This window comes from [Zimmermannella] alba NBRC 15616 (assembly GCF_001570905.1).
Classification (GTDB): Bacteria; Actinomycetota; Actinomycetes; order Actinomycetales; family Microbacteriaceae; genus Pseudoclavibacter; species Pseudoclavibacter albus.
In genome coordinates this window covers 144,161-158,635 of record NZ_BCSO01000002.1, presented here as the reverse complement: position 1 = coordinate 158,635, position 14,475 = coordinate 144,161, and the positions used below count along the sequence as shown (strand labels likewise).

The 14,475-nt window shown below is 64.4% G+C and carries 13 protein-coding genes; 5 read left to right on the top strand and 8 right to left on the bottom strand.

Features of this window, described 5'->3' with window-relative positions:
* Positions 1–30: 30 nt before the first annotated feature.
* The 4 genes from ZAL01S_RS03355 to ZAL01S_RS03345 all read right to left on the bottom strand — a co-directional run bounded on the left by ZAL01S_RS03355 (position 31) and on the right by ZAL01S_RS03345 (position 4,475).
* The gene (locus ZAL01S_RS03355) at positions 31–1,101 is read right to left on the bottom strand and encodes a 3-isopropylmalate dehydrogenase (RefSeq protein ID WP_066079727.1); all 1,071 of its coding nucleotides are present in this window, start codon (positions 1,099–1,101) and stop codon (positions 31–33) included.
* A 92-nt stretch (positions 1,102–1,193) separates the two neighbouring features.
* On the bottom strand, positions 1,194–1,763 hold the full coding sequence (locus ZAL01S_RS10750) for a peptidase dimerization domain-containing protein (RefSeq protein ID WP_083523018.1): 570 nt from the start codon (positions 1,761–1,763) through the stop codon (positions 1,194–1,196).
* Between the two features lie 18 nt (positions 1,764–1,781).
* Positions 1,782–3,614: an ABC transporter ATP-binding protein gene (locus ZAL01S_RS03350; RefSeq protein ID WP_066079724.1), complete on the bottom strand. Its 1,833-nt coding sequence runs from the start codon at positions 3,612–3,614 to the stop codon at positions 1,782–1,784.
* A gap of 144 nt (positions 3,615–3,758) precedes the next feature.
* On the bottom strand, positions 3,759–4,475 hold the full coding sequence (locus ZAL01S_RS03345) for a FadR/GntR family transcriptional regulator (protein ID WP_066079721.1): 717 nt from the start codon (positions 4,473–4,475) through the stop codon (positions 3,759–3,761).
* A gap of 84 nt (positions 4,476–4,559) precedes the next feature.
* On the opposite strand from ZAL01S_RS03345, the gene ZAL01S_RS03340 reads away from it, so the two are divergent.
* The 4 genes from ZAL01S_RS03340 (at position 4,560) to ZAL01S_RS03325 (ending at position 8,120) form a co-directional block, all read left to right on the top strand.
* Complete coding sequence (locus tag ZAL01S_RS03340; protein ID WP_083523016.1) at positions 4,560–5,336, top strand: gamma-glutamyl-gamma-aminobutyrate hydrolase family protein; 777 nt, start codon at positions 4,560–4,562, stop codon at positions 5,334–5,336.
* A 62-nt stretch (positions 5,337–5,398) separates the two neighbouring features.
* Positions 5,399–6,262: an ABC transporter substrate-binding protein gene (locus tag ZAL01S_RS03335; protein WP_066079715.1), complete on the top strand. Its 864-nt coding sequence runs from the start codon at positions 5,399–5,401 to the stop codon at positions 6,260–6,262.
* Positions 6,262–7,380: an amino acid ABC transporter permease gene (locus ZAL01S_RS03330; RefSeq protein ID WP_066079712.1), complete on the top strand. Its 1,119-nt coding sequence runs from the start codon at positions 6,262–6,264 to the stop codon at positions 7,378–7,380. Before ZAL01S_RS03335 ends, ZAL01S_RS03330 begins: the two co-directional genes overlap by 1 nt.
* The gene (locus ZAL01S_RS03325) at positions 7,377–8,120 is read left to right on the top strand and encodes an amino acid ABC transporter ATP-binding protein (protein WP_066079709.1); all 744 of its coding nucleotides are present in this window, start codon (positions 7,377–7,379) and stop codon (positions 8,118–8,120) included. The genes ZAL01S_RS03330 and ZAL01S_RS03325 overlap by 4 nt, the downstream gene beginning before the upstream one ends.
* Positions 8,121–8,178: 58 nt before the next feature.
* On the opposite strand, the gene ilvC is transcribed toward ZAL01S_RS03325, so the two are convergent.
* The 4 genes from ilvC to ilvD all read right to left on the bottom strand — a co-directional run bounded on the left by ilvC (position 8,179) and on the right by ilvD (position 13,337).
* A complete protein-coding gene (gene ilvC, locus ZAL01S_RS03320; RefSeq protein WP_066079707.1) occupies positions 8,179–9,204 on the bottom strand; it encodes a ketol-acid reductoisomerase in 1,026 nt (341 codons plus the stop codon).
* A gap of 45 nt (positions 9,205–9,249) precedes the next feature.
* Positions 9,250–9,756 carry an acetolactate synthase small subunit gene (gene ilvN / locus ZAL01S_RS03315; protein WP_066079704.1) on the bottom strand — a complete coding sequence of 169 codons (507 nt, stop codon included), beginning with the start codon at positions 9,754–9,756 and terminating at the stop codon, positions 9,250–9,252.
* A 2-nt stretch (positions 9,757–9,758) separates the two neighbouring features.
* Positions 9,759–11,528 carry an acetolactate synthase large subunit gene (locus ZAL01S_RS03310; protein WP_066079701.1) on the bottom strand — a complete coding sequence of 590 codons (1,770 nt, stop codon included), beginning with the start codon at positions 11,526–11,528 and terminating at the stop codon, positions 9,759–9,761.
* Between the two features lie 78 nt (positions 11,529–11,606).
* A complete protein-coding gene (ilvD, locus tag ZAL01S_RS03305; RefSeq protein WP_066079698.1) occupies positions 11,607–13,337 on the bottom strand; it encodes a dihydroxy-acid dehydratase in 1,731 nt (576 codons plus the stop codon).
* A gap of 111 nt (positions 13,338–13,448) precedes the next feature.
* Between ilvD and ZAL01S_RS03300 the strand changes: the two genes are divergently transcribed.
* Positions 13,449–14,423, top strand: a complete 975-nt coding sequence (locus tag ZAL01S_RS03300; protein WP_159421562.1) for a magnesium transporter CorA family protein — start codon at positions 13,449–13,451, stop codon at positions 14,421–14,423.
* Positions 14,424–14,475 lie beyond the last annotated feature (52 nt).

The following is a 14,475-nucleotide window of genomic DNA, read 5'->3' as shown; positions in this document are numbered from 1 at the left end:
AGATGCGTGGGGATGCGTGTTGGTGCGCGCCTAGGCGGCAGGCTCAGCGTCAAGGAGCGCCACGATCGCGTCGCCGGTCTCGGCGGTGGTGCGTTCGATGCCGCTGCCACGGGCTGCGAGGTCGGCGCGGCAGGCAGCTTCAATGCGTGCGGCGGCGGCCGTGTGGCCGAGCGATCCGGCGAGGAGTGCTGCCGAAAGGATCGCGGCGGTCGGGTCTGCCTTCTGCTGACCGGCGATATCGGGTGCCGAGCCGTGTACGGGTTCGAACATGCTCGGGAAGGTGCCTTCTGGGTTGATGTTCCCGGATGCGGCGAGACCAATGCCGCCCGTGATGGCAGCGGCAAGGTCCGTGAGGATGTCTCCGAAGAGGTTATCGGTGACGATGACGTCGAAGCGGCTCGGGTCCTTCACGAAGAAGATCGTGGCCGCGTCAACGTGCAGGTAGTCGACGGTGATCTCGGGGAAGTCCTTCGCGACCTCGTTCACGATCCGCTGCCACATGTTGCCGGCGTGCACGAGGACGTTCTTCTTGTGGACGAGCGTGAGGCGCTTGCGTGGGCGGGCCTCAGCCTGCTCGAAGGCGAAGCGGACGAGTCGCTCGACGCCGAAGGCCGTGTTGACGCTCGTCTCGTTCGCGATCTCGAGGGGCGTGCCGGTGCGGATGGAGCCGCCGTTGCCGACGTAGGGCCCTTCCGTCCCTTCACGGACGACGAGGAAGTCGATATTGCCGGGCTTCGCGAGCGGGCTTTCCGCGCTCGGATAGAGCGTCGCCGGGCGGAGGTTCACGTAGTGGTCGAAGGCGAAGCGGAGCTTGAGGAGCATCCCGCGTTCGACAAGGCCGCCCGCGAGGCGAGGGTCGGACGGGTCGCCGCCGATCGCACCGAGGAGGATCGCGTCGTGCTGACGGAGCGATTCGAGGTCTTCGTCGTCGAGGATGCGGCCGGTCTCGAGGTAGTGACCGGCTCCGAAGGGGTACTCGTGTTCGACAAGCTCAACCTGATCGAGGGCGAGCGCTGCGCGAAGCACCTTACGCGCTTCGGCCGTCACCTCCGGCCCGATTCCATCTCCGGCGATGACTGCGAGGTTGAGCGTGTGTGTCATAGGGCGGCCCTTTCCGCGTGCTGTGACGCTCAATTCTAGGCTGCACCGCCTGGGTGCTTCCCCGCGCGGCGGCACGAACGCACTGGGCGCGATCACAACTCGAGATCGCGTGACCAGCGGCGTCCGTGCCACCCACGACGAGGAGTGCCGCGCCGAGCGAGCCGCCTCGAGCTCCGGTCGGTGAACGGTGTAGCAGTGGAAGTCGTCCGAGCCTGGCGTCGGGCCTGACGGCACGAGCACGTCAGTGCCCTGCATCTCGACAATGGCCTGCTCCAGGAAGGCTTCCGCACGGGGCCGACCAGCGCGGCCGGCACAACGTCCTTCCACGTCATGTCCACGTTCGTGCCAGCGGCGTCCGCGATGCTCCGGCAGCGGCGTTCGATGTCATCCTGCAGCTCGCTCAGCAGTGCCGTCTCGGCTGCTCGGACGTCAATACCTAGCTCACAACTTCCGGGGATGACATTGAGAAGACCGGTTCCAGCTCGAATCCAGGTCGCCTTCGCGGAATGTGGCACGAGCGGATTGGCGCGGACACCGCGCACCGCGGCCGTGATGTCCGCGGCGGTCTCGGCGGCGTTATTCCCCTGGTGTGGTCTTGCCCCGTGCACGTCCGGGCCAGTGATCCGCACTCTGGCGAATGCGCATGCCTTCGAGTGTGCCATGCCCGCGCCTGCGGCTTCCTAGCTCAGGTCGTACGCCTGCAGCCGCTTCTTCGCTTCGGCCGTGCCCTCGTTTTGGAGTGCGAGAAGCTCCGCGTAGAGTCCGCCCGAGGCGGCAAGTTCTGCGGGCGAGCCAACCTCGTCGATCCGCCCGTTTCGGAGCGTCACGATGCGGTCGACGCTCGCGATCGTCGAGAGGCGGTGGGCGATGATGAGGCTCGTGCGGCCACGCATGAGCTCGTCGAGGCCCGCCTGCACGAGACGCTCCGACTTCGTGTCGAGGGCGCTCGTAGCTTCGTCGAGCACGAGGATCGGGGCGTCCTTCAAGATGGCGCGCGCAATCGCGATGCGCTGGCGCTGTCCGCCCGAGAGCTTGAGCCCGCGCTCACCAATGAGCGAGTCGTATCCCTCGGGGAACTTTTCGATGAACTGCTCGGCATTCGCGCGGCGGGCGGCCACCACGATCTCCTCGTTACTCGCATTGGGGCGCGCGTACGAGATGTTCTCGCGGATCGTCCCGGAGAAAAGCGAAGCATCCTGGAATACGACCGCGATGCGTTCGCGAAGCTTCGCGACCTCGAGCTGCGAAGCAAGCATCCCCTCCACGAAGACCTCACCAGCAGACAGCGGGTACAGCCCCAGCAGGAGGCTCACGAGCGTCGTCTTGCCAGCACCCGATTCGCCGATGAACGCGACCCGCTCGCCCTGGCGAATGGAGAGCGAAACGTCCTGCAGGACGCTCCCTTCCCCCTCCTCGTAGGCGAAGGCGAGGTTTCGGAACTCGACGGCCGGGGTGTCCGGGTGAAGCTCGTGCGAGCGCACAGGCGTTGCATCCTGCTCCACGCCCGTACGTGCGGCGAGCTCGGCAAGGGGACGCTCGGGCGCAAGGTCCATGACCGAGAAATAGTCCTTCGACCCAGCCACCGCATGCTGCCCCGAGTCGATGATGAAGCTCATCATGGTGACCGGCTGGCGAGCCATCGCAATGAGCTGGATGAGCAGCACCATGTCGCCGACCGAGAACTCCCCCGCCGCGGTCTTCACGAGGATGATCGCCATCATGGCAAAGAGGACGAGTGCAAGCACGCCCCGGCGGATGGCGTCCATGAGGTGCCAGCGCGTCGACTGCCGCTTCGTGAGCGAGACCGTGTCGGCAAAGTGGCCGCGGAAGATGCGCAGCTCGCGGAACTCCTGCACGAAGCTCTTCACGACCGGGATCTGCGCGACCACTTCACTGAAGCGACCCGAGGCCTGATCAATGTGCTCATTCTTTCGCCCCTCAACCTCCTGCCAGTGCTTGCTCGTGAGGGTCGTAAGCCACACGTAGAGCGGGAACATGATGCCGAGGAGCACCGCCAGCGGCCACGCGTAGAACGCAGTGATGATGAGCACCGCGAAGGTCGTAAGGAGCATCGTGAAGAACGTGTTCGCAAACGACTTGAGGAAGTTCGTCGTCTCGATGATGGAGCGGTTCAGCCGGTTCACGATCGTGCCGGTGAGCTCCTCATCGAAGTAGCGCTGCGGCAGGCCCAGCAGCTGCTCAAAGTAGCGCACCGAGAGGATGGCACGCATCCGGGCGCTCGCCACATCGCCGAGATACCCGCCGAAACTCGAAATCGCCGTCGAGAGCAGTTCCGCAAGGAACAGTCCACCTGCGAGCCACAGCACGAGCGTGATGGCCTCGCTCGGGGTGCGCTCCCCCGCAACGGCGCCGACGACGACGTCGGTCGCGCGCCCGATGAGGAACGGCGAGGCGAGCGCCGCGAGCGCAACGAGGATCGAGCACACGACGATGCCGAGGTAGTACGGCGCGAGTTCGCGCGTGAAACGGAGGATGCGAAGGAGCGTACGCATGCGGGACTCGATCCTGGAGGCGGTGTCGGGGGCCACTTCACCGTAACGGTTCCGGACCTCGCCGCATTCCGCGCTGACGCTGAGGGCAACATTTGGGGGTCCAAGCCTGACTCAGGCTTGGACCCCCAAATGTTGCCCGTGAAATCACTCACCGCGCGCGAGAAGCGCGAGGCACCAGGTGAGCGACTCCTCGGCGTGCGCGATCATCGCTTCGCGCGCTGCGGCAGCGTCGCGTGCGGCAAGCGCAGCAACGAGCTGGTCGTGCTCGCCACCTTCGCTTCGGTGCATGAGTGGGATGTCAGGGAGCGAAGCGAGCACGCGCGAGAGATCTTGCTGAATTTCAAGCTCCGCCTCGTAGAGCCGCTCCGAGCCGGAGTGCAGCGCAATCTGCGAGTGCAATTCGACGTCGATCGCGCGGAGCGCCTGGCGCCCCTCGTTCGAGCCGTCATAGCGCTCCGAGAGCGCAACGATCGCGGCGAGCGCGTCATCACTGGCACGCTCGGCCGCGAGCGCGCACGCCTGGGCACTGATCGCAATGCGGTAGTCGGTGAGGTCTTCGAGCCAGCGCTTCGTGAGCGAAAAACTCTCGGCATACTCTTGGATGCGAAGTGGCGCTTCATCGCCGATGAAGGTTCCCCCGGCACGGCCGCGGCGAGATTCGACGACACCGAGATCACGCAATACTTCGAGTCCCTTGCGGAGGGTCATCGGCGCAACTTCGAAAGCCTGCGCAAGTTCTTGTTCGGGCGGCAGGCGGTCACCGGGCCGGAGCTGGCCCGCGGCAACAGCGCCCACGAGCCGCTGGACGATGAGCTCCGTGCTCGCTCGGCCGCCAATCGGTGAAAACGTGTTGTAGACCACTGGCAACTTCTATCATCTAGTGTTTAGAGTAATCCTCGAACGTTCGTCCTCAGATGCTGCAACGGCGCAACACTAGGAGTCACTATGAGCCAACCATCCCCCAGCCACCCGCGGCCACTTCGCGTCCTACTCTCGTACGCCATGGACGCCCCCACGGTCGACGAGAAGTACTCGAACGAGCTGCACACGCTCGCAACGAGCGCGGGCCAGGCACTCACCCTCATCGCCCCCGACGTCCAGGTGCTCTACGTGGATGCGGCACGTCCCCCACAGGATGTGGAGGAACTCGTCGAGCGAGTGGATGCTGTCATGATGCTCGGCGGAGCCGACGTCTCCCCCGAGCTCTACCAGGGCGATGAGCGCGCACACGAGCTCAGCAAGGGCTGCAACCTCGCGGCCGATGAGTTCGAGATCAGCCTCGTGCACGCAGCCCGCGCAAAGCAGCGCCCGCTCTTCGGCATCTGCCGGGGCCTTCAGGTCATGAACGTCGCGCTCGGCGGCACGCTGGAGCCCGATCTCGGCGACGGCCGCGTCCACAACGACCACCCCGTCTCCGACCAGATGACCGACCACACCGTCGTACTCGAACACGACAGCGCGGTGAGCACCATCTACCTCGACCACGACATCGCAATTCGTTCGGCCCACCATCAGGCCATCGCCGAGCCGGCCGACGGCGTCGTCGTGACCGGCCGTTCAAATGACGGCATCGTCGAGGCGATCGAAGTGCCGACGGACGACTTCACCGCGGCAGTCCAGTGGCATCCGGAGGACCCGGGTGCGAACCGCGAGCACATGATGCTCCTCGCGAGCGCGTTCGTGGATGCTGCCCGCCGGGCCCGTACGGCCCGCGCGAACTAGCGACACACAGACTCTTTCTCCCTTTCTTCCCTTCCAACGTCAACGGCGACCAAGGAGCAACAATGAAGACCATCCGTACCCTTGCTGCAGTCGGGATGCTCGCGCTCGGGGTGACCTCGCTCACCGGCTGCGATGCCCTTAACGGCACGAGCGAAGGCTTCGGCGAGTGTGAACTCACCGGCCAGCCCGGCAGCATCCAGCTGCAGCCGCAAACCCCGGACACCCTCACCGTCACGACCGTGCTCCCGAGCAACGGCTGGTGGAACGGCGACTCCCCCGAGGCTGTGAACAGCGGTTTCGAATACTGCATGGTGGCGAACATCGCCCACCGTGCAGGCCTGAAGTCCCTCACGATCCAGAACCAGTCATGGGATCAGTACATCTCCGCGAGCAAGCAGGACTACGACATCTCGCTCGCGAGCACCACGATCACCGACGAGCGCAAGGAAGTCTTTGACTTCTCGGAGCCCTACTTCCAGTCAAACCTCGGCGTCGCGGTCAAGGATGGTGCGGACGTCACCGCCGAAAACATTGCCGAGAAGCGCGTCGGCGTCCTCCAGGGCAATATGGGTTCCCAGTTCGTGACCGACACGCTCAAGCCCGCCGGTGGCCCGCAGCTGTTCCAGTCGGAGACCGAGATGTTCACGGCGCTCAAGGCCGGCCAGATTGACGCGGTCATCACCGACACGACCCTCGCACTCACGAACACCTCGGCGTCGAATGGCGAGCTCAAGGTCATCGCGCAGTACCAGGTCGACCAGGGCTACGGCATCACCCTCCCGAAGGGCAGCACGAACGTCGACGGCGTCAACAAGGCCATCGAAGAGATGAAGTCGGATGGCACCTTCGACAAGCTCTCGGCGAGCTACCTGCAGCCGCTGTTCGGTGTTGACCCGAACACCATCCCGACGTGGGAGCAGCCGTAATGACGACAACGCATCTCACCACGCAAGCACTCGAAACGCATCGCGAGCTGCGCCTGAGTGAACCGAAGCCCGCATGGAAGCTCGGCATCGGCGCACTCGTGGTCGCGACGCTCGTGCTCGCTGCGGTCGGCGTCATGACCTCGGGCGCCATCGCGGCCGCTCCGGCAGGATCGCTCGCGGCAACCCTCGGCTGGGTGTTCCTCGCGCTCGGTGTCGTGGGTGCCGCCATCCCCTTCATCATGTCGGTGACCTCACTGCGCGAGGTCGCTCAGGCAAAGCGCGAAGTGCGCTCTGGGCACGTGCTCGTCGCGCGTGCGACGATGACGAAGGCCCGCGAGCACGCCCTCACTGCCCTCGGCATCACGGGTGCGCTCGTCCTCGTGATCGGCTTCGTGCTCCTCATCGTCGGCAATGACGCGAGCGTGCAGAAGACCTTCCTCAACTGGGAGGTCATGGGCAAGAGCGTCGCCTCCGTTGGCAAGGCGTTCTCGCTCAACATCCTCATCGCGCTCATTGCCGAAGCGATCGTGCTCGTGTTCGGTCTCGCCCTCGCGATTTGCCGCATGCTGCCTGGCCGCGCGGGTGCCCCGATCCGTTGGCTTGCCATCGCCTACATCGACATCATGCGTGCGGTGCCCGCGATCATCGTCATCTACCTCATCGGGTTCGGCCTGCCGCTCGCTGGCATCCCGGTCCTCAAGGACCTCTCCCCCGCCTGGTTTGCGATCATCGCGCTCTCGCTCACGTACAGCGCGTACGTGGCAGAGACCTACCGTTCCGGTATTGAATCGATTCACCCATCGCAGTTCTCGGCTGCCCGTTCGCTCGGGTTCTCGTTCTCGCAAACGATGCGATACATGATCCTGCCGCAGTCGATCAAGAATGTGATTCCGCCGCTGCTCACGATGTTTATCGGTCTGCAAAAGGACACGGCACTCGTGAATGTGATTGGCGCAATGGATGCGTTCAATCAGGCGAAATACATCTCGTCCACCAATTTCAATCTCTCCGCCGTCACCGTCGTCGCGATCATGTTCGTGCTCGTCACGATTCCGCAGACGCGACTTGTGGACTGGTGGCTTGACCGCAGCGCACAGCGCAAGGGAGGTTCGCGATGAAGTTCATCACCTTCGACAACGTCCATAAGCGCTACGGCGACCACGAAGTGCTGCGCGGTATCGACTTTGAAGTGAACAAGCACGAGGTCGTGTGCCTCATTGGTGCTTCAGGCTCCGGAAAGTCGACCCTCCTTCGCTGCGTGAATGCGCTCGAGCCAATTCAAGAGGGCAAGATCATTGTTGACGGGGATGTCGTCTCAGGGCCTGGCGTGAATGTGGATCAGCTGCGCCAAAAGGTCGGCATGGTGTTCCAGTCGTTCAATCTCTTCCCGCACATGACGGTCCAGCAAAACATTGCCATTGGCCCGATGAAGCTGCTCGGAGTGTCCAAGGCGGATGCCGTTGATCAGGCTCGCGAGCTGCTGAATCGTGTCAACCTCGGGCACCGCGCCGACTACTACCCCGATCAGCTCTCGGGCGGCCAGCAGCAGCGTGTGGCGATCGTCCGCGCGCTCGCAATGAAGCCGGAGGTGCTCCTGCTCGATGAGATCACCTCGGCGCTCGACCCGGAGCTCGTCGCGGAAGTGCTCAACATCGTGCGCGAGCTCGCACAAGATGGGATGACGATGCTCCTCGCCACGCACGAGATGAGCTTCGCGCGCGAAGTGTCCGACAAGATCGTGTTCCTTGAGCAGGGCCGCATTCTCGAGGCGGGCCCGCCGAGCCAGATCTTCGAGAACCCGGTTGAGGAGCGCACGCGCGAATTCCTCAAGCAGGTCATCGAGGCCGGGCGACTCTAGCCCATACACGAGGAAGCCCCCGCGATGATTCGCGGGGGCTTCCTCGTGCTGTCGCGTCTTAGCGAGCGACCTGACCGTCGGTGTAGTCGTCCTCCGACTTCGACCAGGCGAAGAGCTTGCGCAGCTCGTGGCCGGTCTTCTCGATCGGGTGCGATTCGCCCTTCTTGCGGAGTTCCTGGAACTCGGGCGCACCAGCATCCTGGTCATCGATGAAGCGCTTCGCGAAGGCGCCCGACTGGATGTCGGCGAGGACTGCCTTCATGTTCTCCTTCACGTGCGGGTCGATAACGCGCGGACCCGAAACGTAATCACCGAACTCAGCCGTGTCGGAGATCGACCAGCGCTGCTTCGCAATGCCGCCCTCCCACATGAGGTCGACGATGAGCTTGAGCTCGTGGAGCACCTCGAAGTAGGCGATCTCGGGCTGGTAGCCAGCCTCGACGAGGGTCTCGAAACCATACTGTACGAGCTGCGAGGTGCCACCGCAGAGCACCGCCTGCTCACCGAAGAGGTCGGTCTCGGTCTCCTCGGTAAAGGTCGTCTTGATACCGCCGGCACGGAGACCACCGATGGCCTTCGCGTACGACCAGGCGAGGTCCCAAGCCTTGCCCGACTCGTCCACCTCAACGGCGACGATCACGGGCACACCGCGGCCAGCCTCGTACTCGCGGCGAACCGTGTGGCCCGGGCCCTTCGGGGCAACGAGCACGACGTCCACGCCCGCCGGTGCTTCGATGAGGCCGAAGCGGATGTTGAAGCCATGGCTGAAGACGAGGGTCTTGCCAGCGCCGAGGTTCGGGGCGACGTCGTGCTGGTAGAGGTCGCGCTGGGCCTGGTCGGGGGCGAGGATGACGATGACATCCGCCCACTCGGTTGCCTCGGCCGAGCTCTTCACCTCGAAGCCTGCCTCCTCGGCCTTGGCCTTCGACTTCGAGCCCTCCTTGAGGCCGATAACGACCTCGACGCCCGAGTCGCGGAGGTTCTGGGCGTGGGCGTGGCCCTGCGAGCCGTAGCCGATGACGGCAACCTTCTTGCCCTGGATGTTCGAGAGGTCGGCGTCGTTGTCATAGACGATGTCGGTCACGTGGTGCTCCTTCGGTCGTGCGGTGTGGTCGTGTGGCGGTGGTGGTTAGCGGTGGAGGCGTTCGGTCACGGACTTCGGGCCGCGGCCGATGCCGAGCAGGCCCGATTGGACGAGTTCCTTGATTCCGTATGGCTCGAGGTTACGCAGCAGCGCTCGAACCTTTCCCGAGTCTCCGGTGGTCTCGATGACGAGCGAGTCCGGGTTCGTGTCGACGATGCGAGCACGGAAGAGGTTTGCGAGCTCGATGATCTCCGAGCGAGTGGAGCTGTCAGCGCGCACCTTGATGAGCATGTGCTCACGGTGGACCGAGTTCGCAGCATCCAGCTCGACAATCTTGAGCACGTGGATGAGCTTGTTGAGCTGCTTCGTGACCTGCTCGAGCGGCACATCATCGACATCAACAACGAGCGTCATACGGCTGATGCCGGGGGTTTCGGATGCCCCGACCGCGAGCGACTCAATGTTGAAGCCGCGGCGAGCAAACAGCCCCGCAACGCGCGTGAGCAGGCCCGGCTTGTCGAGGACGAGGAGCGAGAGAACGTGGGTCGACATGGTTACTCTCCCTCATCCATCCACGCCGGCGCGTGATCGCGGGCGTACTGCACGTAACTGTTCGAGACGCCCTGCGGCACCATCGGCCACACCATCGCATCCCGACTCACGATGAAGTCGAGGATGACGGGGCGGTCGTTGATCTCGAGGGCCTTCATGATGGCGGCATCCACTTCGTCTTCCTTCGTGACGCGCATGCCAACCGCACCATAGGCGTCAGCGAGCTTCACGAAGTCAGGCACCATCGTCGTCTCGTGGCCCGTGTTGAGCTCGGTGTTCGAGTATCGACAGTCGTAGAAGAGGGTCTGCCACTGGCGCACCATGCCAAGCGACGAGTTGTTGATGATGCCGACCTTGATCGGAATGTTGTTGATGACGCAGGTTGCGAGCTCCTGGTTCGTCATCTGGAAGCAGCCGTCGCCGTCGATGGCCCACACGACGCGGTCGGGCTCGCCAACCTTGGCGCCCATTGCGGCGGGGACGGCGTAGCCCATCGTGCCGGCGCCGCCCGAGTTGAGCCACGAGTTCGGGCGCTCAAAGTCGATGAACTGCGCGCACCACATCTGGTGCTGGCCGACGCCTGCAGCGTAGATCGCTTCGGGGCCGCTGAGCGCCGAGATGCGCTCGATGACGTGCTGCGGGGTGAGGAGGCCATCGCTTGCGGGTGTGTAACCGCGCGGGTATTCCGTGCGGAGACCGTTCAGCCAGCTCCACCATTCGGAGATCTCGGGAGTCTCGCCGTGCCAGCTGCGGTCGATCTCTTCCAGGAGGTCGTTCGCGGCGAGCTTCGCGTCGCCCACGATCGGGACCGTCGCCTCGCGGATCTTGCCGATCTCGGCCGGATCGATGTCGACGTGCACGACCTGAGCGTTGGGGGCGAAGAGTTCCGAACGACCCGTCACGCGGTCGTCGAAACGAGCGCCAATCGCGATGATGAGGTCGGCTTCCTGGAGGGCGAGCACAGCCGGAACCGTACCGTGCATGCCGGGCATCCCGAGCTGCTGCGGATGGCCGTCAGGAAAGGCGCCGCGCGCCATGAGCGTCGTCACCGCGGGGGCACCGGTGCGCTCGACGAGCGTGCGGACTACTTCAGCGGCGTTCGCGCGGATGACGCCGCCACCGAGGTAGAAGACGGGCTTCGAGGCGGTGCGCATGAGCTCCGCAGCGGCCTGGATCTGCTTCGAGTTTGCTCGCATGACCGGGCGATAGCCGGGCAGCTCAATCGGCGGCGGCCACGTGAAGTCCATCTCCGCCTGCTGGGCGTCCTTCGTGATGTCCACGAGCACGGGGCCAGGACGACCTGTCGAGGCGATCTCGTAGGCAGAGGCGATGCAGCGCGGAATTTCAGCGGCATCCCGCACCATGAAGGAGTGTTTCGTGATCGGCATCGTGATGCCCACAATGTCGGCCTCCTGGAAGGCGTCCGTGCCGAGCAGCGAGGAGAACACCTGGCCGGTGATGGCGACCATTGGCACTGAGTCCATGTAGGCATCGGCGATCGCGGTCACGAGGTTCGTCGCGCCCGGGCCACTCGTGGCAATGCACACGCCCACCTTGCCGGTTGCGGATGCGTAGCCTTCGGCCGCGTGCCCGGCACCTTGCTCATGACGCACAAGGATGTGGCGAATCTTCGCCGCGTCAAGGAGCGGGTCGTACACGGGCAGAATGGCGCCGCCGGGAAGCCCGAACACGTCGGTCACACCGAGCTCTTCGAGGGAGCGCACGACTGCCTGGGCACCGGTCATGCGTTCTGGGGTTGCCTTGGTCGTCATGTGTGTCGTTTCTTCCTCGGTCCCGTCGTCATTGTGCGGGCCCGGGTGCGGGGTTGGATAGGACACGGGATGCAGCGGCTAGCCAGTGATCGCGCCGTGTGAGGCGGACTTCACGAGCTTCGCGTACTTCGCGAGAACACCGCGTTCGTAGCGGGGAGGCAGGGGCTCCCAGCCTTCGCGGCGGGCGGCAAGTTCAGACTCGTCCACGAGCAGGTCAATCGTGCGGGCCTGAATGTCAACGCGAATGGGGTCGCCATCACGGACAAAGGCAATCGGGCCGCCGTCCACGGCCTCGGGTGCCACGTGGCCGATACACAGGCCGGTTGTGCCGCCTGAGAATCGTCCGTCCGTCAAGAGTAGTACGTCTTTGCCGAGGCCCGCACCCTTGAGCGCGCCGGTGATCGCGAGCATTTCGCGCATGCCAGGTCCGCCCTTGGGGCCCTCGTAGCGGATGACGATGACGTCGCCGTGCTGAATTTCCCCGTTCGTGAGGGCATCCATCGCGGCACGTTCGCGCTCGAACACGCGCGCCGGGCCCTCGAACACTTCGAGGTCGAAGCCAGCGCTCTTCACGACCGCACCCTCGGGGGCGAGTGAGCCGTGGAGGATCGCGATGCCGCCCTTCTCATGGATGGGGTTGTCGAGTGTGTGGATGACGTCGCCGTCGAGCGGGTCGATGCCTCGACGGAGCTTCAACTCTTCGAGGTTTTCGCGCACCGTCTTGCCGGTGACGGTCATTGCCTCGCCGTGGATGAGGCCCGCTTCAAGCAGCGCGTTCATGATGACGGGGATGCCGCCGACGCGGTCGACGTCCTTCATGACGTACTTCCCGAAGGGCTTCATGTCGGCGAGGTGCGGCACTCGGTCGGCGATGCGGTTGAAACCGTCGAGCGTGAGGTCAACATCGGCTTCACGGGCAATCGCGAGCAGGTGGAGGACGGCGTTCGTCGAGCCACCCATCGCCATGACCACCGCGATAGCGTTCTCGAAGGCTTCCTTGGTGAGGATATCGCGGGTGGTGATGCCGTGGCGAAGCATGTTCACGACGGCCTCACCCGACTTGTGGGCGTAGTAGTCGCGGCGACGGTCTGCCGAGGGCGGTGCTGCCGAGCCGGGCACGGACATGCCGAGCGCTTCGGCGACCGAGGCCATCGTGTTGGCCGTGTAGAAGCCACCGCAGGCGCCTTCGCCCGGGCAGATGGCTTCTTCGATGCGCTTCAAGTCTTCTTCGCTCATGAGCCCGGCTTTGCAGGCACCGACAGCTTCAAAGGCGTCAATGACGGTGACGTCATCGCGGGTCGTTCCATCCGAGAGGCGAACATAGCCGGGGGCGATCGAACCCGCAAAGAGGAACACGCTCGAGAGCCCGAGGCGTGCTGCCGCCATAAGCATGCCGGGGAGCGACTTGTCGCAGCCTGCGAGGAGCACGGTGCCGTCGAGGCGCTCCGCCATGACGACGGTCTCGACCGAGTCGGCGATCATTTCACGCGAAACGAGCGAGAAGTGCATCCCCTCGTGGCCCATCGAGATACCGTCCGAGACGGAGATCGTGCCGAACTGGAGGGGGTAACCGCCGGCGGCGTGGACGCCCTCCTTGCATCCCTGCGCGAGACGATCGAGCGAGAGGTTGCAGGGCGTGACTTCGTTCCAGGAGCTCGCAACGCCAATCTGTGGCTTGGCCCAGTCGTCATCGCCCATGCCAACGGCACGAAGCATGCCTCGCGATGCAGCCTTCTCGATGCCGTCGGTGACGTCACGGCTTCGTGGCTTCAGGTCGGGACCGGATGTTGCGCTGTCGTAGGGCTCCATGACCACATGCTAGTGAGTGATGCTGAGCAACTGGCTGTGCAGCGGGACAGCCTCACGGTGCGCGCCGCCGCGTCACCTCCGAATGTCACCGGTGGGTCGTACGGTTATCGCATGCAAACGCGACGCATCTTTCGAGACGGCCACCTCGAGCGCACCACCATGGGCACGACCGAGCTTTCCTCCCTCGTGCGCGACCCGAACAGCAACTGTTGGGGATGGCTTGATCTCACACACGAAGATGCCGCGATGATCGAAAAGCTCGCCCGCAAGCTCGATCTCCACGAGCTCGCTGTTGAGGATGCCTTCTCGGAGCACGAGCGGCCAAAGATCATGCGCTACAACTCGCACATGCTCCTCACCGTGACGGAGTCGAACGTCGACGAACGCGAAGGCGAAGTGGCGCTCTCCCGCCTCACCGCCTTCATCATGCCGCGACTCATCGTCACGGTTCGAGACGATGAGTTCCCCATCGAGCGGGTAGAAAAGCGCGTCGCCGACAACGACGACCTCGCCGAACATGGTGTGGCGTTCATCCTCTGGGCGCTCCTCGATGTGCTCGTCGACGACCACATTGCAACGCTCGACCGCCTCGACGACATCACCGAAGAGCTCTCGCGCGAGCTCTTTGAAGAAGACGGCGACATGATCGACCTCCAGCGTCGCGCGTTCGGGTTCCGGCGCTCGATCGCCCGGATGCGGCACGCGACCATCCCGCTGCGCGAGGTGGTGACGACGCTCGTTCGCCGCGACACCCAACTCGTGCCGCCTGAGCTGCAGCCGTACTTCGCAGACGTCTACGACCACACCCTGCACGCCGCTGACTGGACGGAATCCCTGCGCGATCAGATCTCGAACGTGCTTGAGACAAATGTGGCGCTGCAGGGCAACCGGATGAACCTCATCATGAAGCAGGTCACCTCGTGGGCTGCCATCATCGCGGTGCCGACCGCGATCACCGGGTTCTTCGGCCAGAACCTCGAGTTCTTCGGCTTCGGCACGCAGTGGGGAGCATGGATGTCGGTCGGGCTCATCGTCGTGAGTTCCCTCGCCCTGTGGCTCACCTTCAAGAAACAAGACTGGCTCTAGCGACGAGGTGGTCGAGATCTCGCAGTTGAGGTGGTCGAGTGCCGCCGAAGAC